Origin of the sequence: Thermoflexibacter ruber, from assembly GCF_900113045.1 — a bacterium.
In the GTDB taxonomy this organism is placed as follows: Bacteria; Bacteroidota; Bacteroidia; order Cytophagales; family Thermoflexibacteraceae; genus Thermoflexibacter; species Thermoflexibacter ruber.
In genome coordinates, this window is record NZ_FONY01000035.1 from 18,477 (window position 1) to 42,384 (window position 23,908).

Annotated in this window: 14 protein-coding genes; 7 read left to right on the top strand and 7 right to left on the bottom strand. The window is 39.0% G+C overall.

Going from position 1 to position 23,908, the window contains the following annotated elements; genetic code table 11:
* The first annotated feature begins 67 nt into the window (after positions 1 to 67).
* Positions 68 to 1,852, top strand: coding sequence for a PKD domain-containing protein (locus BM141_RS17100; protein ID WP_091548686.1), 1,785 nt, complete (start codon positions 68 to 70; stop codon positions 1,850 to 1,852).
* A gap of 266 nt (positions 1,853 to 2,118) precedes the next feature.
* Here the strand turns inward: BM141_RS17100 and BM141_RS17105 are convergent, their stop codons facing one another.
* Positions 2,119 to 5,943 (bottom strand): PVC-type heme-binding CxxCH protein, encoded by a 3,825-nt coding sequence (locus BM141_RS17105; protein ID WP_091548687.1) that lies wholly within the window; start codon positions 5,941 to 5,943, stop codon positions 2,119 to 2,121.
* Between the two features lie 316 nt (positions 5,944 to 6,259).
* Between BM141_RS17105 and BM141_RS17110 the strand changes: the two genes are divergently transcribed.
* From BM141_RS17110 to BM141_RS17125, 4 genes are all read left to right on the top strand, one after another.
* Positions 6,260 to 7,198: a CE1 family esterase gene (locus BM141_RS17110; RefSeq protein ID WP_177217430.1), complete on the top strand. Its 939-nt coding sequence runs from the start codon at positions 6,260 to 6,262 to the stop codon at positions 7,196 to 7,198.
* Positions 7,199 to 7,565: 367 nt separating this feature from the next.
* On the top strand, positions 7,566 to 8,990 hold the full coding sequence (locus BM141_RS17115; protein ID WP_091548689.1) for an MATE family efflux transporter: 1,425 nt from the start codon (positions 7,566 to 7,568) through the stop codon (positions 8,988 to 8,990).
* A gap of 173 nt (positions 8,991 to 9,163) precedes the next feature.
* Positions 9,164 to 10,189 (top strand): thiamine-phosphate kinase, encoded by a 1,026-nt coding sequence (thiL, locus tag BM141_RS17120; RefSeq protein ID WP_091548690.1) that lies wholly within the window; start codon positions 9,164 to 9,166, stop codon positions 10,187 to 10,189.
* A gap of 326 nt (positions 10,190 to 10,515) precedes the next feature.
* Positions 10,516 to 11,166, top strand: a complete 651-nt coding sequence (locus BM141_RS17125; RefSeq protein WP_091548691.1) for a hypothetical protein — start codon at positions 10,516 to 10,518, stop codon at positions 11,164 to 11,166.
* Positions 11,167 to 11,171: 5 nt separating this feature from the next.
* Here the strand turns inward: BM141_RS17125 and BM141_RS17130 are convergent, their stop codons facing one another.
* Genes BM141_RS17130 through BM141_RS17140 form a run of 3 tightly spaced genes read right to left on the bottom strand, consistent with a single transcriptional unit; the run spans position 11,172 to position 15,989 of the window.
* Positions 11,172 to 12,161 (bottom strand): glycosyltransferase, encoded by a 990-nt coding sequence (locus BM141_RS17130; RefSeq protein ID WP_091548692.1) that lies wholly within the window; start codon positions 12,159 to 12,161, stop codon positions 11,172 to 11,174.
* A gap of 1 nt (position 12,162) precedes the next feature.
* Entirely contained in the window at positions 12,163 to 13,206 is a 1,044-nt protein-coding gene (gene selD, locus BM141_RS17135; RefSeq protein WP_091548693.1) for a selenide, water dikinase SelD, read from the bottom strand.
* 17 nt (positions 13,207 to 13,223) lie between these two features.
* Positions 13,224 to 15,989 carry a phosphoenolpyruvate carboxylase gene (locus BM141_RS17140; RefSeq protein WP_091548694.1) on the bottom strand — a complete coding sequence of 922 codons (2,766 nt, stop codon included), beginning with the start codon at positions 15,987 to 15,989 and terminating at the stop codon, positions 13,224 to 13,226.
* A 545-nt stretch (positions 15,990 to 16,534) separates the two neighbouring features.
* On the opposite strand from BM141_RS17140, the gene BM141_RS17145 reads away from it, so the two are divergent.
* Positions 16,535 to 17,170, top strand: a complete 636-nt coding sequence (locus tag BM141_RS17145) for a lysozyme (protein ID WP_091548695.1) — start codon at positions 16,535 to 16,537, stop codon at positions 17,168 to 17,170.
* Between the two features lie 97 nt (positions 17,171 to 17,267).
* Here BM141_RS17145 and BM141_RS17150 read toward each other — a convergent pair whose 3' ends face one another.
* The 3 genes from BM141_RS17150 to BM141_RS17160 all read right to left on the bottom strand — a co-directional run bounded on the left by BM141_RS17150 (position 17,268) and on the right by BM141_RS17160 (position 20,363).
* Complete coding sequence (locus tag BM141_RS17150; protein ID WP_091548696.1) at positions 17,268 to 17,657, bottom strand: PAS domain-containing protein; 390 nt, start codon at positions 17,655 to 17,657, stop codon at positions 17,268 to 17,270.
* 107 nt (positions 17,658 to 17,764) lie between these two features.
* Positions 17,765 to 18,523, bottom strand: coding sequence for a peptidylprolyl isomerase (locus BM141_RS17155; protein ID WP_091548697.1), 759 nt, complete (start codon positions 18,521 to 18,523; stop codon positions 17,765 to 17,767).
* 46 nt (positions 18,524 to 18,569) lie between these two features.
* Complete coding sequence (locus tag BM141_RS17160) at positions 18,570 to 20,363, bottom strand: vWA domain-containing protein (protein WP_245764095.1); 1,794 nt, start codon at positions 20,361 to 20,363, stop codon at positions 18,570 to 18,572.
* A gap of 363 nt (positions 20,364 to 20,726) precedes the next feature.
* Between BM141_RS17160 and BM141_RS17165 the strand changes: the two genes are divergently transcribed.
* Positions 20,727 to 23,900: an N-6 DNA methylase gene (locus BM141_RS17165; protein WP_091548699.1), complete on the top strand. Its 3,174-nt coding sequence runs from the start codon at positions 20,727 to 20,729 to the stop codon at positions 23,898 to 23,900.
* The last annotated feature ends 8 nt before the right edge of the window (positions 23,901 to 23,908 follow it).

The following is a 23,908-nucleotide window of genomic DNA, read 5'->3' on the forward strand; positions in this document are numbered from 1 at the left end:
CTTGATTTTCTTATTTAGCAAGATGACTTTTGCGTAAATAAAAGTCCATACCAAATTATTATTAAGCATGAAAAAACTAATTAAAAAAACACTTTTTACGTTAATTCTATTGTTATTTTATTTGTTTTACGTTTCTGCTTGCGGACCCAAGTCCGAGCCAGAGCCAGATGCCGTTGCTTCTTTTACGTTTAGTCCTTCTGCACCTAAGAATACAGAAACCGTAACTTTTACTAATACTTCGCAAAACGCAGTAAGCTACGAGTGGTCTTCCAGCCCTACGGCTTTTTCTTCCAGAGAAGTCAATCCCTCTTTCCAATTTACTCAAGGTGGAACCTACCAAATTACTCTGCGTGCGACGGGAAAGAATGGCAAAGTAGTTTCTACCTCTCAAAACCTGACAGTTACCGAAGTTCCCCAACCTATAGTAGATTTTACTTTTAGCCCTGCTAACCCTGTTGTTAACGAAGTTGTTACCTTTACTTCTACCGTGAGTAATGCTACTTCCTTAGCTTGGTCGTCCAACCCTGCGGGTTTTACCTCTTCAGCAGCTAATCCTACTTTTGCCTTTACCCAAGCGGGTACGTACCAAATTACCTTGAAAGCTACAGGCGAAGGAGGGACATTAGAAGTAAGTAAGACCTTGACCGTTACTACTCCTAAACCTACCGCCGACTTCAGTTTCAGTCCCAATAGCCCTATGGTAGGAGAAGTTGTTACTTTTACCTCGACTGTAAGTAATGCTACTTCTTTAGCTTGGTCGTCCAGCCCTGCGGGTTTTACCTCTACAGCGGCTAACCCTACTTTTACCTTTACCCAAGCAGGTACTTACCAAATTACTTTGAAAGCTACAGGAAACGGGGGAACAGTAGAAATAACTAAAACAATTACTATCAGAGCGGCGGCTGTAGCTGCAGACTTTTCCTTTAGCCCTGCCGAGCCTGAAGAAGGACAAGAAGTAAGTTTTGAAAACAAAAGCACTAATGCGGATACTTATACATGGGACTTTGGAGGTGGGAAAACCTCTGTGGAGAAAAATCCTAAGTTTACTTTTGATAAAGCAGGAGATTATACAGTTAAACTTACTGCCAAAGGTGCAGGAGGAGAGGCTACAATTACTAAAAATATCAAAGTAAAAGCTAAAGCGGGAACAGGTAACAATGCAGTTTGCAAGCAAGCCAATAAGTGTAATCTTCCTTTGTGTTATGTAACAAAAATTACCGGCACAGTAACAGGAGGAACACTGAACAGCACTTTTGAGTACAAAACAATAGCAGGTATTAAAGTAGTTGCTAAACTTACCAATACTGTCAATGCAAGTGGAGTAATGGTTAGCACAACAAGCACTTATGACTATGATAGCCAAGCACGTAACACTACTATCACTACAGTAACCCAAAATCCCTTTGCAACTACTACCGTAGTTACTACCATTATTTACAATGGCTGTGTGAAAACAAGGGAAAATTCTTCTACGAATGGAGTAGCTACAGGCTATACTTTGTTTGAATATGATGCAAGCGGCAGAATGACCAAAAGCACTAACTACAATATCTCGAACCAAGTAACAGGTTATACTACTTTTGAGAACTTCAATGCCCAAGATTTGCCTCAAACACAAAAGACTTTTGGAGCAAATGGAAATTTGGTTTCTACTACTACACTTACTTACCAAAACTGCCAACCTGTACGAATTATTGGCAAGGATAGTGTAGGCAATACAGTATTAGACCAAACAGATGAGTTAGGAGCCAATGGCTTGATAGGGAAAAGTACCTCTATCAGTACTATTTCTCAGGCTGGAATTAATGTTTCTACCACTACCATAGTTACTTACGAGTATCAATGTGAGTAAAGATTTAGATGATACTCCGCCTTGATGGGCAGAATAATTCTCTCTATTAAGGCGGAGTATATTAGATAACTTGGTTAAATAATTTACGTTTTTTAGTTTTAAATTTATCAAATTTATGATTCCACAAATAATTTGCTAAATATTTTGATAGGAGTAATAGTAGCTTCAATTTCTTTTAGTATCATTTCATAGTGGGAAAATTGCTATATTTGTTTGAGCAATTTTCCCTTCTTTGGATAAAAATAAAAAACTCATACTTGTCTCCCCTACTTCCTTCCCTTCTCCTTCCCTTCTACTGTTTGCAGATATTTTACTAAGTTTACTACCTCCTCCTCGCTGAGGTTGTCAAAGAGTCCAACAGGCATCAAGGAAGTCGGCATGACTTCATGCGATTGAATATCAGACTTATTGATGAGGGTAATGTCCTGCCCTACGATTCGCATGGAAATCTGGCGTTCGTTTTCTGAAACTACATTGCCAGAGTAGATGCGTCCATCTCTGGTAGTAATCACAACTAACTTGTAATCGTCTTGGATTTCTGCACTTGGGTTCAATACGTTGAATAAGATGTAGTCCAAACTTCCACGATTAGAGCCTGTTAGGTCAGGTCCGATGTTCCCTCCCTTGCCGTACATCTTGTGGCAGCTACCGCATACTCTTTGGTATAGCAGTTCCCCTTTCCCGATGTCTGCATTGGCTAAGGCTTTTTCTGTCAAAATTCTTTGATACTTCAAATAAGATTTTTCTATGGAAGGCTCTTGCTCTATGGGGCCCCAAACTTCTATGAAGCCACTGCCTACTACCCTGAGCAATTGCCTTGCAGTATAGGGTGGTACATCTTTCTTAGGAATGGTTTGGTTTTTAAGGGCTTGAGTAAGTTGCCAACCGTAGCGAGAACGCGCAGAAAGCGTTTGAATAGCTTGCTGTTTCTCGGCAGGGTTCAATTCGTTGTATTTGTAAATCAGCAACTTGCCCAAAGATTCCTTGTCATAGTTAGCAATGGCTTGGATTACATCTAAACGTAACTGATTATCATTAAGCAAATTAGGAATTTCTATAGCTAATTCTTCTCTTTTTCTCGCCGCTACACTCCTCAGGGCTTGCTGACGTTCTGCTAAGGGAGCATTTTTGTTTTTCAAAATTGTCATAGATTTTTCTGTGGCTTCGGTATCTCCAAAAAGTTGAGCAATTTGAGTAGCTAATTTGGAAGTTTCGCCTTTGGTAGATTGGAGTTTGGTATAAACTGCCTTCCAATTGGTAGGGGCTTTGAGGTCAAAACGTCCTTCTAAGGCATCTCTCATACCTTCTAATATAAGTGCTTCATTTTTACCATTTTTCCCTAAAACAGCCACTACTATTTCAGGAGCGTTGGCATCTACGATTCGCCTTGCGATGTATTGGGTTATCAGGGGGATTCTGCTTTGGTTGGCTAAAGTCATGCCGCGAGTAGGGTTAGCTTTTATCAAAGGTTCTAAGCCAAACCAAATCATTTTGGGTAAGTTGTGGTCTTGGGCATCTTCTGCATGGCTGATGAGTTGCTCTGCTATTTTCCAAGCTGATTCTTGCTCAATTCTTTGCAAGGCAGAGGCTAAGTAGAGGCGAACTACAGGGGACTTGTCCTCTTTTGCCATGCTTACGAAAGTGTTGAGTGCATCTTGGGGTGGATTTTTGTCCTCACAAAGCAGCTGAATAGCCCAAGCGCGTAGGTATTCTTCTTTATCTGTCAAATATTTTATTAAATCGTTGTTATTCAAATTATGAGTAATGTGCAAAGTCCACATTGCCTTTAAGCGAAGGTCTGTATCGGCATTATTTTGAAGTAAATTTTGCAGTGCTGCTACCGCTTCTGGGTCTATTTTTCCTTTGCTTGCCCTACTTTGCAAAATTACCCTTGCTCTGCGTGTATGCCAATCACTTGGACTTTTCTGTAATTCAACTAATTGCTTATCAGATAATTTTCTCAAATCTGAGTAGCGACCTTCCCAATTTTGTACTTTGGATTCTTTGGGCATCACCCTAAAAACTCTCCCTGTTTCTCCGTTGAGGACTTCCTGCCCGCAAATATCTGCATCGTGCCAATCCAAGACGTATAAACCTCCATCGGGTCCTACTTCCATGCTAAAGCCTACCCATTGAGCGTTGTTTGCCATGAGAAAGTCCTCTCCATGCTTGCCCACAAAACCTGAACCTTTCCTTTCTAAAATATCAGACAAAACGGCGTGTTCGTGAATGTTTGCCATAAAGATTCGCCCCTTATGCTCGACAGGGAAGGCATCTGATTGATAGACTCTTGCGCCTCCGTGTGCGGAGCGATGGCTGTGGTCAGCAATGGTGCGAATATCGCTGTAAAAATAGGGATTGAAATGTTGTCCACCTTGACGGTGATAAATCCCACCTAAGATGATGTGCCAAAGGTGTGGAATCACGCAAGCACTGATAAAAAGCTGCCCTTTGGCATCATAGTCTATGCCCCAAGGATTGCTAAAGCCATGTGCCACCACTTCAAAAATATCTTTGGTAGGGTGGTATCGCCAAACGCCTCCATTGATGTCCACTCCTTCGCCTTGCAAAATATCCTCAGGGAAAGCGTCTTTGTGCTTGTAAAGACGCTTGTCTTTGCCTTGTGGCTTGCGAACTTTGGAAGGAGTAGCAAAGCCTTGACAGCCGTACAGCCAACCGTCAGGTCCCCAATGCAAGCTATTCAAGGTTTCGTGCCTATCCCTGATTCCCCAGCCTGTCAATCGTATTTCTATGTCTTCCGTATCCGCTACGTCGTCTTGGTTGCGGTCTGGCACAAAAAGCAAGTGAGGAGGCGCACCCAAAAACAAGCCGTCAAAACCCACTGCCATCGCCGCGGGGAAAGCAATGCCTTCTAAAAATACTTTCTTAGTATCTGCCACTCCGTCATGGTCAGTATCTTCCAAAATCAGAATACGACTATTTCCTGCATTGGAAAAGCCATGCCCACGAGATTCGTAGTCCTTGTTTTCTGCTATCCAAAGCCTTCCCTTGTCGTCCCAACAAAATGCCATAGGCTGGGTAATCATAGGTTCGGAAGCCCACGCATTGACTTTGAATCCTTCCTTGACCGTTATGTTAGCTACGGCTTCTTCGGGAGTCAAAAACTTGGCATCTCTTCCCTCCTGCTGTGCAATTCCCCAAAGTGCGTAGGTCATGCCTTGCCCACTGTACGCACCCCATAATTCATTCATCTGCACATCGTTGAACTCTCCTGTATAGACTACCAATTGATGTTTGATGACTTCTATTTGCCCTTTTTTAAGTTGCCAATCACTTAATCTGGCGCGTGCTGTCCCTGCTCCTAACTGCCCATCTACTCGCCAATGCTGCGGAAAACCCTTGTTTTCAGGGTGGTCAAAAATGGCAATGTGCGCTCTGTCTTGCCTTCCTTCTATTTTCATGCCTATATCTACCCACATTGCTCGCTGTCCTTCTGCCTTTTCATTTCTCTGGCGCGCCGCATTGATGACCTCGCCATCTATTCCTTCTTTCCAAGGCATACGAATAAAAAGCCCACCGTAATCGTATTTGCCAAAAGTTACCTCTGTTTGTGCTTCTCCTGTCCATTCTACATTGAGAAAATATCTACCATTTTCCTCACTCATTGCCCAAGTCTGTGTTTCGGTCAAGACTGATTTTCCCTGCTCATCGAGCAAGTCGTAAACCGTTTCCCATTTGACCTCTGTTCCCTTGTTTTTAATGACTTTGGCAGAAATTTTTTTCCAATAATCACCTTCGGGGTGATGAAAATAATCTCGCCCGTTGATGCGTGTATAGCCCCAATAAATCCCTGTTTGGTGTTTGTGATGACCTGGACTATATTCCGTTAATATTCCTTTGCCGTCAGGGGCTACAATGGGGTGCAAGTAAGGGCGAAAATCAGCTTTGGCTACTTGGGTGAGAATAGGTGTTTTTTCATTCAGACGAAAAACAGTTATCATGCCTGTTTGCTCATCGTGTACTATGCTCAATTCGGTTTTCTGCAGTAGAGTTTGTTGTTGGCTTTTTCTGACCTCGAGCCAAATAAAACTAAAACAAATCAAAGGCAATAAAATCAGTGAGGTTTTCATATTTTACCATGTATTTAGTTTCTATTCCAATAAGCATTGCTTTTTGCAATATAGAGATTTATAAGCTTAAAGTAGTTCTTTTTGTAACAAATGTTCAGATGTAAAGTTTGTAGTGTTTTTACTGAGTCATAAGAATAAAGTGTTAAAGGTAGGTTATGAAACTACTTTTATAGAAATAGAAAAATCAATAAAGAGATTCTAACCGATAACATAGAAAAAATTTTATATGAAATGAGAAATTCCTTTTAAACTTTGAGAAGCCAACTGCCTCTAATAGAAAATTTCAATTTACTACTCACACTAAAAAATGATAGAGATGAAAAAACTAACAAAGATTAAAGTATTATTCATTTTGCTTTTCTTCATATTTATTGCTTTTTCCTGTAAAGAAGACTCAGCTATTTCTCCTAAGACTGAGCAGAGAGTAGAAGGTAGCTTGTTGGTAGATGGTATTCAACGCACTTATTTACTCAATCTTCCCCCCAATTACGATGAGGCTACTGACTTTGCCTTAGTAATTGCTATGCACGGTGCAGGAGGGAAAGCTACACAGATGGAAAGCGATTATTTGCTGACTGAAAAAGCCAATAGCAGCAAGTTTGTAATTGTTTATCCCGAAAGAGTCCAAAGCAGTGGGATATTGGGGGTAAGAACTTGGAATGCAGGTACTTGCTGCGACTATGCGGTAGAAAAACAAATAGATGATGTAAAATATATCAGTCTTTTGATAGATGAACTACTAAAAAAATATCCTAAAATCAATCCGAAAAAAGTATATGCTACGGGCATGTCTAATGGAGGCATGATGTCTTATAGATTGGCTTGTGAACTATCTCATAAAATAGCAGCAATCGCTCCTGTTGCCTGCTCTATGGTAACAGTAAAGCCGTGCAATCCTTCAAGAGCTGTACCTATTTTGCATATTCACTCCAAATTAGATGAGAAAGTACCTTATCAGGGAGGTATAGGAATATTTGGCTATTACTTCCCTCCTGTGGAGGCAGGAATAGATACGTGGCTAAGGAATAATCAATGCCCAGCACAAAGCAAAAAAATCAATGTTTTTGCACAATATACACATATAATATGGGAAAACTGCCTTGCTAACAGTACCATAGAAGTATATCTTACAGAAGATGGAGGACATTCTTGGGCAGGAGGTTTGCACAGCAGAGTATCAGCAGATGTTCCCTCTAAGGCTATTTCTGCCAATGATTTGATTTGGGCATTTTTCCAAAAATATCAGTTGCCGTAAAAAAATAACTACACATTTTTTATTCTTTCTGAACTTTTTTATCTAACTTTGCGAAGCAATAATAAACTTCTACGAAATCATGAATGTTTTACGCACCTTGTAGCTCGCCTTCCCAGAGTTTACATCTTTTACTTCACCTTATTACGAGTTTTAATACTTGTATTCATTTTTTGCTTTTCTAAATAGAGAATCTTAAAAATCTCTCTTTTGTCGGTATTTTTTTCTGATAAGTCTTTGACACTTATTTAATTAAATACTTCATCTATGTAACCTATTGCTTGTAAGTATGCAAAAGGAATATCTGTGTGCATTTTCATCAGAGAGCCATTGCATAGTTGCGCTTAACTTAAACTTAAACTTTATTTTTATGTCGACAAACCAAACGAAATCTACATTTAACATTCGTTCTATTTTTTCATTTTTAAAAGAAGCACTTACAGGTAGCGAGCATCAAGACTATACTAAGGGCAATATTAATAAAGCAATCTTTTTATTGGCAATCCCTATGATTTTAGAAATGTGCATGGAATCCGTTTTTGCTTTGGTGGATATTTTCTTTGTGGGAAGATTGGGCAAGGAAGCAACTTCTACGGTAGGGCTAACTGAATCAGTTTTGACTTTGGTATATTCTATTGCCATCGGGCTAAGTATGGCAGCTACGGCAATGGTAGCTCGCAGAATAGGAGAGAAAAATCCCGAAGCCGCCGCCAAAACAGGGGCGCAAGCTATTTTGATTTCTGCTTTTTTCTCCGTAATTATTGGCATCATAGGGATTATTTTTGCCTCTGATATTTTTGTGCTTATGGGTGCAAATCAGGAAATTGTAACAGTGGGTACTCCTTATATGCGATTAATCTTTGGGGCAAATATTGTGGTGATGTTGCTATTTTTGATTAATGGGATTTTTAGAGGAGCTGGCGATGCCTCCATGGCGATGCACTCTCTTTGGATTGCCAATGTATGCAATATTATTTTATGCCCTACCCTTATTTATGGCATAGGAGATATTATTCCTGCTTTTGGCTTGCTGGGTGCGGCTATGGCGACGACCATCGGGCGAGGGGTTGGAGTACTTTATCAATTATATCATTTATTCAGAGGAAAAAGCATTATCAAAATTCAGTGGCATCACTTCAAACCTGATTGGGAAATTATCAAAGCACTTTTTGACATTGCTTGGACGGGTACTTTGCAGTTCCTCATTGGCTCGGCGAGTTGGATTTTCATGACGCGCATCACCGCTACTTTTGGTAGTGCGGCGATTGCAGGCTATACCGTAGCGATTCGCGTAGTGATGTTTTTTATCCTTCCTGCTTGGGGCATGAGCAATGCGGCGGCGACTTTGGTAGGACAAAACTTAGGGGCAAAACAACCTGAGCGTGCTGAAGAATCGGTATGGAGAACAGCAAAATACAATGCGATTTTTATGCTTTTTGTATCTTTACTATTTTTCTTTGGCGCAGATTTTATTATAGGCTTTATGAACAACGACCTTGCCGTTCAGCAAGTGGCTACGCGTGCCTTGAAAATTATGAGTTTGGGTTACATATTTTATGGGGTGGGCATGGTCATGACGAGTTCTTTTAATGGGGCAGGAGATACAAAAACGCCTACTTGGGTTAATTTGTTTGGCTTCTGGTTTTTCCAAATTCCTTTGGCATATTTCATGGCTGATGTGCTTTCTTTCAAAGAAAATGGCGTTTTTTGGGCAGTACTCATCGCAGAAACAGGCATAGCGATTGCCGCTTTGGTCTTGTTCAGACGAGGCACTTGGAAAATGATAGAGGTGTAAGGGGGGGACTATTTAAAGCAATAAATTGAATAGCCTACAAAATCTTCTTACTTTTGTCATGGCAAATGAATGATCAAAAATTAGTTTGCAAAAATTTTAACCATTTTATAATCAAAGTTCTCAACCCTAAAGGTTTTATCAACTTTTAGGGTTTGAGTATAAATATTCAAGAAATGCCACGTACAGAACTTTCCCAATTAGGAGAATTTGGCTTGATAGACCGAATCAAAGCAAACACCAACTTGCTCAATCAGACCTCTTTGAAGGGCATAGGAGATGATGCCGCCGTCATACAGACTTCTTCTGATTTCTACCAACTCATCTCTACGGATATGCTGGTAGAGCATATACATTTTGACCTTTCTTTCCATCCTTTACAACACTTGGGCTATAAGGCAGTAGCTGTCAATGTGTCTGATATTGCGGCAATGAATGGCATAGCGGAGCAGATAACCATAAGTTTGGCTATTAGCAACCGCTTTTCCGTAGAAGCCGTAGATGCACTCTATCAAGGAATTTTTGCGGCTTGCCAAGATTACAAGGTAGATTTGGTCGGAGGCGATGTTACTTCTTCTATGAGCGGATTGGTTATCTCTATTACTGCTATTGGCAAAGTAGCACCTGAGCAGGTAGTTTATCGCAGTGGTGCTAAAAGCGGAGATATTTTGTGCGTTACAGGAGATTTGGGCGGGGCATACATTGGTTTACAAATCTTACAAAGAGAAAAAGCAGAGTTTTTAGCCAATCCCAAGATGCAACCTAAATTAGAAGAACGTGCTTATACGGTGGGAAGGCAACTGAAACCCAAGGCACGTACAGACATTATCTATGAACTTGCTGAGTTGCAAGTAAAGCCAACGGCTATGATTGATATTTCCGATGGACTTGCTTCTGAAGTATTGCATATTGCTACGCAGTCAGGGGTTGGGGTAATGCTCTATGAGGACAAAATTCCCATAGATAGAGAAACATACGAGGTAGCTATAGATGAGTTCAAACTCGTGCCTTCTGTGTGTGCCATGAACGGAGGAGAAGATTACGAGTTGCTTTTCACTATCCAGCAGAAAGACTACGAGAAAATCAAAAACCACGATGAGATTTCCTTCATAGGCTACATGACAGAGGACAGGTCGGTAAACCTCATTACTTCTGGCGGACAAAAAGTGCCTATTACCGCTCAAGGATGGAATCATTTTTAAAGTATCAAACTTTCCAAAAACAAGGCTGTCCAAAAATCTGTCAGGTCTGGGAAAAACCTGACAGATTTAGTAGCACTGATTTTTCAAATCAGTTACCTTTCCGATTGGGAAAATCGGGGGTATATAATAAAGGTTTTTTGTTTTTTTTTTTTTGCTATGTTTGCAGGGAAAAGTTTGTTTTTTACACCTGACAGGTTGCGCGAAACCTGTCAGGTGTAAACGAAGTTTTAGAACTTTTGCAATTAAAAAAGCAACTGAGTTCCTACTCTTATCTCCTTTTTTGCACACTTTTTTGTATATTTGTATAGAAAAAATAACAAATAGGCATGGTAAAAACTTTTGAAAAGTGGAGAATAGATGAAGTCATAGATACCTTTGGGCTTAAACGTATCTACGATGTAAATTTTGCACCTTTGGCAGAATGGCTAAAAGCGAATTATCCTGTTTCGGAGTTGGAAAAATCACAGATAGAAGCCTTGAAATCAGAACTACAAATCAATGCTGAATATTGGAATGAAGATGAGTTAAAGTTTTTCTTTCTGAGTCCTTTTCTAACAGTAGTGAATCTAAGAAGTCCATATTACAAAATTTTTACTCAACGTCCTATTTCTGCGGAAGTGAAGGGAATTAAGATGAACGGTATTGTGGATTTGGTATTGGCAAAGGGAGAGGCTGCCCCTAAAAAACCTTTTTTCTTTATTCATGAGTACAAGCAAGAGCAGAAGGGAAACAATGACCCCATAGCCCAATTAATTACTGCAATGTTGGTAGCACAGGTACAAAATGAAAATGATATGCCTGTGTATGGTTGTTATGTCATGGGTAGATTTTGGTTTTTTGTGGTCTTGTATGGCAACGAATATGCGGTAAGCGATGCCTATACTGCTACTCAAGATGATATTTTCCAGATAGTCAGCATTTTAAGGGCTGTAAAAGTAAAAATAGAAGAAAGAATAAAAGCAGAGAAAGAACAATAGATGTTCTATTCCTTTTTTCCTTTCCATTCCATAGCTGCGGGGAATAGATAATAGGCAAAAACTAAGGGATTGAAGAAAGTAATGAAAATTTCGTAAGACAATAAGTATTTCACTACCCAAGTTTGATGTATTTTTTGGGCAAAAAATGTAATAGTCAAGCTGTGCAATAAAAAACGCAACAGCCAAACTCCTACAGATATTTTCCAGTCCACAACAAAAAGTAATGAAAGAAGAACAAATAAAAATAAGCCATTGGTCAGCAAGGGAATAAGCAAATACCAAGGCAAGCGCAAAGCACCATCAAGCCATCTTTGTCGCTGTTGTAGGAGTTGGCAAAAGTTTGCTTGGGGCTGGCTTATGCCTACTATTTCTTTGGAATGTAAATGCACAAAATCCCAGCCTTTGGCTAAGATTCCTTTAAACATAATCAGGTCCTCACAAACCATATAAGGCTGATTTTCAATTCCTCCCATTTCCCAATAGGCTTTTTTGCTTACTGCCATATTGTTGCCCATAGCGTTAGTCGGTATTTTGAGCATAGAGGCTATATTCATCAATCCTACATTCTGCACCCAATCTACTCCGTCCAATTTTGCTATCAAAGACTTGCCTCTCACAAGGCTAAATCCTGTAACTACTCCTATTTTTTTGCCTTGTTGAAAACCTTTGACCATTCCCCTAATCCAAGTAGGAGGCACATACATATCGGCATCGGTAATAAGGAAATAATCTCCTTGCGCATAGTGAGCTAAATGAGCAATGACATTACCTTTATAACGAGCCTGCCCTAAATTGTCTTGAATATCAATGAGTTTAAAATGCGGTTTGTCTTTGATAAAGTCCAAGATAATTTCTTTACTACAGTCTTCCGACCTATCGTTCCCTATCCATACCTCCCACACTCCCAAAGGAAAATCCTGCATAGACAAAGCATCTAAGCAGGATTTGATATTTTTCTCCTCATTTCTAACCGCCAAGAGTATGCTTACCAGCATTTTATTTGACCAAGATTAGTTTTTCATTTTTAGCTACTGTTTTTCCAATAGGTTTTAAGTCTAAGCCATGTTTTTGGAAAACAGCTTGCAATTCCTTTTCTCCTTCTGATAAAACTGCGATGAGCAAGCCTCCACTTGTTTGGGGGTCTGCCAAAATCTGCTTTTGATAGCTGGCATTTGCTTCATTTTCAAAGTGAATCAAATGCCCGTAACTACTCCAATTGCGATTTGTACCGCCGGGAACACATTGCTTTGCTAAGTATTCCTCTATGAAAGGTAGCTTAGGCACGGCTTGAAAATCAATTTCAGCACTGACCCCGCTCCCCTCGCACATTTCTCGCAGATGTCCTAACAAACCAAATCCTGTTACATCAGTCAAGGCTTTTACTGCGGAGATTTTTCCTAAGTCTGCCCCTATCTTGTTGAGTTTCATCATTTGCTCAGGAGCGATATGCTCATGCTCAGGTTTTAAAATACCTTTTTTCTGGGCAGTGCTTAAAATTCCTACTCCAAGAGGTTTAGTTAGGTAAAGTAAGCAGTTTTCTGTAGCCGTATCGTTGCGTTTTAGGTTTGCTTTAGGGACTATTCCTGTAACTGCTAAGCCATAAATCGGTTCTGGGCAGTCTATGCTATGCCCACCCGCCAAAGGAATCCCCGCTTCTTGGCAAGTAAAACGACTTCCTTCTAATACTCTGCCAGCAAGTTCAGGGGGGAGTTTGTCTATAGTCCAGCCCAAAATCGCAATCGCCATAATAGGCGTACCTCCCATTGCGTACACATCGCTGATAGCATTGGCAGAGGCGATGCGTCCAAAATTGTAGGCATCATCTACAATAGGCATGAAAAAGTCCGTAGTGCTAATGATGCAATTCTCACTATCCAATTCGTACACAGCCGCATCGTCCTTAGTTGCATTGCCTACCAAAAGTTGAGGTGGGGCAGGATAGTGAGTATTACTTTGCAAAATCTTATCTAAAATCTGCGGAGAAATTTTACAACCACACCCTGCTCCATGACTGTATTGCGTAAGTTTGATATTTTCCATATACTTAAAACTTGATTTTATCCTGTATGCCTCAAAGCCCCTGCAATGCCGTTGATAGTCAGCAAAACTCCTAAAAGCGTATTCTCAGCGTCTTTACTCAGTCCTTCTGCTTTCTGCCAACGCCACAATTTAAGCATTTCTATTTGATTATAGTGTAGCTCTTCCATAGCACTCGCTCTGAGCAGGTTAGAGTAGTAATGATTGGTGCGACGTTCCTCCAAAGGTCTGCCTAAAAGTAGCGTAAGCATCTCTTTAGTACGTCTAAGTTCATTGACAATACTCTGCCAAATTTTTTCTCTTACGGCTTTACTTTTTACTAACTGAGCGTAATTGTTCATTATCTCCTCGTCGGTAGCGGCAAGGCTTGTATCTACATTGGTCAGAATATACCGTACAAATACATCAGATTTTACGGATTTTTTTAGCTCCTCGAATGATGCTGTATTTTCTTTCATAAGTTTTTCTAAGGCATAACCTACGCCATACCAACTTGTTAAGTGATAACGAGTTTGACTCCAGCTAAATACCCAAGGGATAGCTCGTAAGTCTGCCAAAGAACGCTTCCCTGTACGGCGAGCAGGACGAGAGCCTATTTTGCTTTCTTCTATGGCATCTATGGGCGTTGCCTCGCTAAAAAATTGGATAAAATCAGCATCATGTACCAAGTCTGTGTAAAATTTCTTGCTTTCTTCTGCCAATCTTTCCAACGTACTTAAAAAGGGATAAGGTTCTTCTTTTACAAAATGATGTAAGATACTTTGGCAGGTAGCCCCACTTACCAAAAGTTCCAGATTATACACTGCATTCATCTTATTGGCGTATTTCTGAGCAATGGTTTCGCCTTGTTCTGTTAGGCGAATATTTCCATTGATAGAACCAAAAGGCAGTGCCTGCAAGAACCAATGCGTAGGACCTGCTCCACGACTAATAGTACCACCCTTCCCATGGAAAAACTGAATGTCTATGCCGTATTTTTTTCCCACTCCCACCAATTCTTGCTGTGCTTTGTAAAGGGCAATGGCACTTGCTAAAATGCCACCGTCTTTATTGCTATCGCTGTAGCCCACCATGATTTGTTGGAGAGGTCTGGTATAACCATTGATTTGTTGCTGATAAGCTAAACTACGCTTTGTAAAAGGGTGATTCAAAAATACTTCCATGATTTCCTTGCTTCTTTGCAAGTCCTCTATGGTTTCAAAAAGTGGAACTACGTGCAAGGGACAAGCCAGCTCTCCTGCTTCCTCGTGCAGCAAACCTGCTTCTCTTACAAAAATATAGACCGCCAATAAATCAGCTACGTTGCGCGTCATGCTGACGATTAGCGAACCAATACCATAATGACCGTACTTTTGGATATGCTCGGAAAGCACTTTATAGACATCGGTTACGGCTTGGGCTTCTTTTTCCAAAGACATATTGGGGTGAGTAAAAGGACGCTGCGATTGGAGTTCTTGATTAAAAAAAGCAATTCTTTCCTGCTCACTCCATTCCAAGAACGCATCTCCGTCTTGGGAAGCGGCTTTCATTAATTGTGCAATCGCTAAGTCATGGAAACGACTGTTTTGGCGAATATCCAAGCGTGCTAAGCGGAAACCAAAAGTCTGCACAAGGCGAATGGTGTCATGTACTTCTGCATAAGCTATTGATTTTGACCCATAAGTAATTAGACTTTCTTGCAAAAGGAATAAATCAGCCAATAGTTCTTTGGCGTACCTATATTTCCCTGCTTCGTCTTTGAGTTCAGTAGCGTGTTCCCTTTTTACGTCTATGGGCAGCTTTGCCATCATCAAGTTTACATATTGACGAAAAACTTCGCCATGATTTCTTGCAAAAGCCTGTTCTCCCTCCTCGCCTAATTCTGCTATCATTTCCTTGATACGCAAACGCATTTTTTCTGTCGCTTTTTCGTAAACGTAAGAAAAACTTAGTTCTTTTACTAATTTCGAGAGTTGCCTTCTGATTACCACTAAGGCATCAAAACGGAGCAGTCGGAGGGTGTCTTTGGTAACTTCTGCGGTTACTAAGGGGTGTCCGTCCCTGTCGCCTCCTACCCAATTTCCAAAGGTAATTTTTGGGTAAACATTAGAGTTCTTCAGCAACTCCTCATCAAAACCAATACTTTTCCATGCTTGTACCAACTTTCTGTCTAAAATAGGTATCACTTCTGGAAACACGTTCATCAAGTAGTACAAAATTCCCCTTAACTCAGACATTACGTCAGGTTTTTCTAAGAAAATTTCCCCTGTGCGCCAAAGCCTTTCTATGCAAAGTTTGATTTCTCTGCGAATTTCCTCTTGTTCTGCTTGGGTGTACATTTGGTTTTCTCGCTTTACCAAAAGCAAGTAAAGTTCCCTTTGATGTTCTAACACAGTAGTTCGCTTTGCCTCTGTGGGGTGTGCCGTCAGCACAGGCTCAATGCGCATATTGCCCAATAAACTCACGATTTGCTCTTGGGAAAGTCCTGCATCTTTGAGCTTCAATAGGTTTTGCGCCCACAAACCGTTCACCGCACTAAGGCTATGTTCTTCTTCTTGCCTTCTACGTTCTTGAACGGCAGCATTGATTTCCACTAAGTTAAGAAACTGAAAAGCAATAGAATAAAGTTGAATATCTCTTTTGCGAAATTGGATATGCTCAGGAGCAGGATTTATCCAAGGCAGTAGTTTTGCTAACTCAGGAGCGTTACTCTCCAATAATACTTCTCTAAAACATTCCAATAAAAACTCAAGGTCTTCGTAAGGTTTCCCTATTTTTTGTTTGACTAAGTTTAGTATGCTACTCATTTGGTTATCAAAAATATAATAAGTAAAATGGTAAAGTTGATATGGTTGTAAGCGTGTTTATTGGACTGTGGTAATTCGTAGTGATTAGCTATTGTGGTGCAAATTAAAAAGTAATTGGGAAAAAATACGTCTTTATAAAAAAAAATGGACACTTGCAAACGCTCCTTGGCCGCCTATTTTTTTAGAATTATTACATTTCCAATATTAAATAATTGTTAAATATTTATCTCTACTCTAAGTGGTATCTAATCTTAAAAGTAGAAAACATCAAAAAATATATATTGTTGATAATCAAATTTTTATAAAATCAATAATATAAAATTTGTTCAATAATTAAATCAAAATTCAAAATGGTATGAGAAAAGGAGATTTAGGTAAAAAAATATAACTTTTTCAAGTAAAAATTGTATAAAAGCAATATTTTATACGAAAAATATTACTTTTATAATTATAAGTAATTGAAAATAAAGTATTTACTTGCTATTTGATAATTCCAAAATTTGCCTTAACTTTGCACCTCGATTTTGAAACAAAAGTAAAAATTTATGCGGAAGTTTTTGATTACAAGCATCTTATCTCTCTTTTCTTCAGTAAGATTAGGTAGTAGTAATCCAAATGAAGCAGGTATTATGCCCCCTATTGATAGCCAAGTAAGTGCAAAATTAGTGAGTGAGCATAATATGGCAGAGCAGAGATTCAAAGAAGAAGATGCACGCTTACAAGTCGCTTCATTAAAAACAAACTCTATCGTTACTTGGGATAGTGTACTAAGTATGGTGAAGCGTCGGGAAAGTTTACAGCTTCAGCCGTACACCTGTCCGGGAGGACATCTCAGCGTAGGGTACGGTCACGTAATTACCAAAGGAGAGGAATATCTCAAAAAGGGAATTACAGAAGCTCAGGCGGATTCCTTGCTCCATAGCGATATGGAATACTACAAAGATTGGGTAAAAAAGAATCTTAGACTGAAAGGGAATCAATTAAAGGCAATGACGCATTTTTGCTATGCCTTTGGAACAACTAAGTTGCAAAAAAGCACGCTCTATAAGAAAATTAAGAATGGAGAACCCATAGAGGAGGAGATTCTCAAATGGGTGAATATCAAAGGAAAACCTAACTCGAGTCTGCTCAGACAGCGTAAGTTAGAACTCGCTTGGTATAACAACTCTGAAAAGCACTAATCTCAAAAAGAGCGGCAATTAGAACAAATCAATAAAAGCTACCTCTGTCAGGGGTAGCTTTTGTAATTTTTATAGCTTGTTATTTTCAAATTGATTCCTACATTTTTTCTACAAAAGTAATCTTATGAGGCTGATTATCAATTTGATTAGTAAAACGTGCATCTACATTGATTTTCATTAATTCTCCTTTTTTATTGATTACTTCCCAAATATTGGAAATTTCCTTTTGCTTTTCAATGTACTCGTCATGCAGTTGATTCAAAATAGCCTTAGTATTTTCTGGTACTACCATGCTAAAATGATTGCCGATTAGTTCCTCTCTGTCATACCCATAAACTTGGCAGTAGTTATCATTTACAAAAACAAAATGTCCTGTAGCATTGGTAATGCAAATTGCGTACTCAGAGCCATTGATTATCTCTTGCGTATTCTCAGGGCGAGCATCTATGGCTTCTTTGATTTGTTTGGTTTTGAATAAGTTTATCATTGTATTAGCGTGTTTAGTGAATGAAATCTAATGCAAAATGGATTGTCTATAGAACAACCGTAAAGGGGAAAAAAACAACCAAAAGTAAACAAACTATTTTAAATAAACTACTCTATGACTGTCATTTTAATTACAACATCCTCAATAGGCCACCCGCCTTTATCCGTTTTGACGGCTGCAATTCTGTCCACTACGTCCATGCCTGCAACCACCTCTCCAAAAACTGTATGCTGATTGTCTAAGTGAGGTGCGCCTCCAAGTGTAGTGTAGGTGTTGATTTGTAAAGGAGTCAATTTGATTTTATGTTCCTTCGCAGAGGCTTGTAGTTCGGGTAAGGTCATTTTTTTAGTCTGTACTATGTAAAAATCGTGAAAAGCGGAGCGTTTTTCAGGATTATTTTCGTACTCACGCGCCATAGCTAATGCCCCTCTTTTGTGGATAAACTCAGGTTTTATTTCCGAAGGAATAGTATATTTGCCTACTGAGGGGCGTGGTGTATCAAAGCCTCCCCCTTGCACTATGAAATCTTGGATAACTCTGTGGAATACCGTTCCGTCAAAGTATTTCTTTTTAGCTAACCGAATAAAATTAGCACGGTGCAAAGGGGTTTCTTTGTAAAGCTTTACTTTAATATCTCCTAAGCGAGTACTGATAAGTACTACTGTTTCAGGGTTCTGCTCACCGTATTTGGTCAAAACTTCTGTTACGTTTTGGTTGTCCAAAAGTATGTCTTGCAGGTTTACTTCTTTTTTTTCTACTTGTTTTGTTGCTTTATTTTCTACCTTAGCATTGCTTTTTCTGCTTTCTTGGCTTTCGCTACAAGCCAAGCAAAGTCCGATGAGGAAAATAGCACATAGATTTTTCATTGACAATTTCTGTTTTTGGCAAAGATAGAAAATTTTTGAGTATGTCTTAGTCTTGTGTTTTTTCTCCTTGCATCAGTTGGCAATTCTCTACCAGTTGGATAAATTCAGCTCTGTAGCCTTCGCTATCGTTCCCTTTCGCTCCTTTGGCTAAGCTAATTATTTGATTATAATTGGCATTGCCCTTAAATTCAGAATCTCTTAATAGCAATCCAAACTCGGCAACTGAAGCAGAAAAACGAAAGTTGTCGCTGGTTTCTTCTAATTTTTTACTTTTATCTTTTAGCACATGAGTCATGAGCTGGCTGGTATCCTCGCTGGGTTTTTTATAGCGAAACTTAATGGTCATTAGTTCATCATTGTTAGCAGCATTGGTGTTTTGATTGCTCTGATATTTCAAATCATCTACACTTTTGAGGTACTCAGATTTTACACCTACGGGAATTATCTCATAGAGGGCAGTAACAGTATGTCCCGCTCCAAGCTCGCCTGCATCTTTTTTGTCATCATTAAAGTCCACATCTTTGAGCATGCGATTTTCGTAGCCAATTAGGCGATAGGCTTGCACTTTGGCAGGGTTAAACTCGACTTGAATTTTTACGTCTTTGGCAATAGTGAAAAGTGTAGCACGCATCTCTTTGACAAATACCTTTTTAGCTTCGTTGATATTGTCAATGTAGAAATAATTGCCGTTGCCATTTTTAGCAATTTCTTCCATGCGGTCATCTTTGTAGTTGCCCATACCAAAGCCACACAAGGTCAGGAATATGCCCTCTTTTCTTTTTTCTTCTACCAATCTTACCAGTTCGGAAGTAGAGGAAACGCCCACATTGAAATCGCCGTCAGTAGCTAAGATAATGCGATTATTGCCCTCTGCGATGAAATTTTCCTTAGCTACTTGGTAGGCTAATTTGATGCCCTGCCCACCTGCCGTAGAACCTCCTGCTTCTAATTTGTCCAATACCTTGATAATCTTACTTTTTTCAGAAGCAGGTGTAGAAGGCAACACCAAACCTGCGGCGCCTGCATACACTACAATAGCAATTTTGTCTTTTTCACTTAATTCATTGATTAAAAGTTTTAAAGAAGATTTGAGCAAAGGCAATCTATTTTCACCAGCCATAGAACCAGAAACGTCTATCAAGAATACCAAGTTGGAAGGGGCAAGCTTGTCATAATCCAGTTTTTTGCCTTGCAAGCCAATATGTACTAATTGGTTTTCAGGATTCCAAGGACAAGAAGAAACTTCGGTAATGATAGAAAAAGGATGCTCGCCTGTAGGGTTTGGATACTCATAATCAAAGTAGTTTACAAATTCTTCTATACGAACAGCGTCTTTGTAAGGCATCTGCCCGTTTATTATCATGCGGCGACTGTTGGAATAAGAGGCTTTGTCCACATCTATAGAAAAAGTAGAAAGTGGTGCATTTTTAGGATTTTGGAACTGATTTTCCACAATTTTGCTGTACTCCTCAGTGTTAAAGTTGCCATCTTCCTCGTCTTGCTTATTGGCATTATTCGGTCTTTGTTGTAACAACTCTTTATGTTCCATTAATAGCTGCTGCCTTTCCCTTGATAATTCACTTTGTAGTGCATTACTTTGGCTTAGGTACAACTTACTCAAATTATTTAATACGTCCAAGTTACTTGGCGGAGGACTTGCCGTACTTTTATCAGCTATGTTTGAGTGTTTTTCTTCGCCCGCTTTACCACTCTCAATATTCCCTAAGGGCTTAATATTTTGCTGTCTATTAGCTTCTCTGCCTCCTTGGCAAGCCCATATAAAAAATAGCAAAATGCTGATATACAAGGTTTTTTTAAAAAATGATTTTAAATTTCTCATAAGCATTGATGTTTAGATATTGGGTATTAGATGTTAGTTTGGTGGATTGTTTGTAGGTAAGATGATGGCTTAGGCAGGATTCCACAAATCAATACTCAATTTTTTTGCATTCAAAGTATCAACTTGTTTATCTTTATCTTTTTCTCTAACTTGCGTTTTATTTTAATCAAAATCTAAAAAACTATTTGAAATAACTCCGAAGGAGTGAAATATTGGTAGAAAATAGATTTTTGAGATGAGAAGAACCCCGCAAGGGTGAGATATGCCACTCCTACGGGGTTATTTTAGCCTAATGATTTTAGAATTTTTACCAATATACCATTCCTAACGGAATTAAACATTAACTCAAACAACTTTTAAAAAGTGCCTACACTTACACAAAAAGTAGAAATTATCCAAAAGTACAGGGAAAGACTCCAAGCACTCAACAAGGAACTCACTAAGAAAGAGTTGTTTAAAGACCTATTGCACCGTCTTTATGCCGGCTCAGAAACGGTAGAACGTGTAATAGATGAAATGACAGGAGGAGCAGAAACGACTATCCTCAATATTCCTCGCAAGGATAAAATCCGCCGAGGCAGTGCAGATACGCTTTACAACAAAATCATCATAGAGTTTGAAAATGACCTCAAGCCTAACCTCAAACACGCCAAAGAACAGTTGGCGGGTTATCTATTGGGGCAGTTCAACTCTGGTGAGGGCTATAATTTTACCTTGATTGCTTCCGACTTTATCACTTGGAAAGTCTTTGCCCCTGATATTTCGCAGTTGAATTTATTGGAAACTTTACAAGAGCATGAATTGATTCTCAATGAAGTAGAGAGTGCGTCTTTTACTTTGGACGAAACCAATGCCGAAGATTTTTATTTTTGGATTGACCAATTTTTGTTCAAAGAAGAAAAGCAAAAAGCTACTCTCAGACGCATGGTTGAGGCTTTTGGGCAAAAAAGCCACGTTTTTATAGATTGTTTTAGGGAGCTATCTAAGCAATACAACGAGATAAAAAAATACGGTGAGATACAAGTTTCAGTGGAGCAGTGGCGTAAGTTTCTTTCCATTGCTTACGGTTCTTTTGACGCAAGCGATGATAATTTTCTCATTCACACCTATTTAAGTGTTTTTGCCAAACTGATTGCTTACTCGTCTATTAGCAGCAAGGAGTTTATAGAAGAGGCGGAATTAGCAGAAATTATGAGTGGAAAAATCTTTGAAAAGAACAATATAGACAGGTTTATAGAAAATGACTTTTTTCACTGGGTTGGCAATCCGCAAAATTTCCCCATGCTGACCAAAGTATTCAGGGTAATTGCCCAAAAAATCGCTACTTATGACTTTAATGACATAGACGAGGACATTCTCAAAGGTGTTTACCAAGAGTTGATAGACCTCGATACTCGACACGTACTTGGCGAATATTACACTCCTGACTGGCTTTGCGAAAGAATTGTGAATGAATATAATTTCAAAAAAACGGATAAAATCTTAGACCCCTCTTGCGGGAGCGGTTCGTTTTTGGTAGCCGCTATCCGCCGTTTGAAGGAGTTGCACCCTGAAATGACTTTTGAGGAAATCAGTGCAAATATTTATGGCATAGACATTCACCCCTTGAGTGTGCAGATAGCTAAGACTAACATCTTGATTTTGTTTGGAAAAGAAATTAGGAAAAAGCAAAAACCTATTTATATCAATGTGATTTTGGCAAATTCTCTGCTTGCACCCGAAGGCGTAGAAAACCTTTTTGGAGGCGAGTTTTCCTTGCAAATAGACAAAACCCAAGTCATTTTAAGCACGCAAATCCTTGATGATAACTTTCTTTTCAACGCCGCCATAGATATTTGTGATAGTATAGCAAACCAGACATTACATAAGAGTCCTATCAAAAAAGAAGCATTGGTTAATATCATTAAAAATCAAACAGAGAATCATGGTTTCAATGGCAATATTTCTGAAAGTTTCTACAAGCTTTACCTTGCTTTTAAAGAAGTAAAAGAGAAAAAGCGCGATTCTATTTGGAGTTTTATTATCAAAAATATTTATATGCCGTATTTTTTTTCTAAACGGTTTAACTATATTATTGGCAATCCGCCTTGGTTTACGTACAGTTCTATTAAGAACGAACAGTATCAGAACCAACTTAGTGTTATTGCTGAAAACTATTTTGTCAAGCCAAGTGCAGTAAGAAATTTCCCACATTTGGAAATTGCCGCAATTTTTATGAGCTATTGCAGCAGTTATTTTTTAAAAGATAATGGAAAATTGGCTTTTGTACTTCCTCGCAGTTTTTTTAGTGCAGACCAGCACGACAATACTCGAAGCGGAAAAGCAAAAGGTTTTGCCCTTACTCAGATTTGGGACTTAAATGAGGTAAGCCCTCTGTTCAACGTGCCAAGTTGCGTACTATTCGCTGAAAAGTCAGAAGTAAAAAAGGAATTACCCAAAGAAGGATTGAAAGGGCTTTCTTTGGCGGGACGCTTGCCTTCTCACAACTGTAACTGGGAAATTGCCCAAACTAAACTAAAAGAAAATCCGCAAACCTATTTTTACATCAAGCAAGGAAAAGCTACTGCTTTTTCTACTCGACAACAGAAAATAGAGCATAAAATTAACCCATATAGAAAACTTTTTAAACAAGGGGCTACTATTGTACCTCGTGCTTTTTATTTTGTACAACTTAATCAAGCTTCTATCGATTGGGAAGCAAAACATACTCATCTTAAAACGTCCAAAGATATTGCAAAAGAGGCAAAAGCTCCATGGAAGGGCATAAAGTTTAGTGGTAGGGTAGAAACTAAGTTTGTTTTTCGCACTGCGCTTGCTAAAAGCATCTTACCTTTTTCAGTACATCAACCCGATTTAGTCGTTTTACCTATTACTATAGATGTAGATGAAAAACAGCAAAAAAGTATAGCCATCCATACCCCTGACGAATTTCTTGATTTAGGACAAATGTATGTCAGTATTTGGTTTCAAGACAGAGATAATATATGGAATGTGCTTAAAACCAATAAGTCTAAAAATATGTCAGGAAATGATAGACTTAATTTTCATAGAGGCTTGACTCAACAAAACTTAAATGCACCTTATTTAGTGATTTATACTGCCTCTGCCAAAGATGCTAATGCGGCGGTAGTAAAAAGAGAAGATTTTGATAGAGAGTTTATTGTAGATAGCATAAGCTATGTCTATTATACTGATTCATTAAAAGAAGCCAATTACTTAACAGCTATCTTAAACTCTACTGCACCAAACTTGATGATGAAAGACTTCCAAGCAAAAGGGCTTTTTGGAGCAAGACACGTTCACAAAAAAATCCTTGATGTCTATTTTCCGAAGTTTAGTGAAAAAAATGAGAAGCATTCGCGACTGGCAGAATTAGGGAGGATAGCACACGAAAAAACAGCAGAATTCTTGAAAAACATTGACAAAGATATAAAAATTGAGGGTCTGCAATTAGGTAAGCTGAGGGTGGAAATCAAGAAAAACCTCAGCCAAGAAATGCAAGAAATAGACGAAATCGTACAAGAAATCATCAAATAAACTTTTAG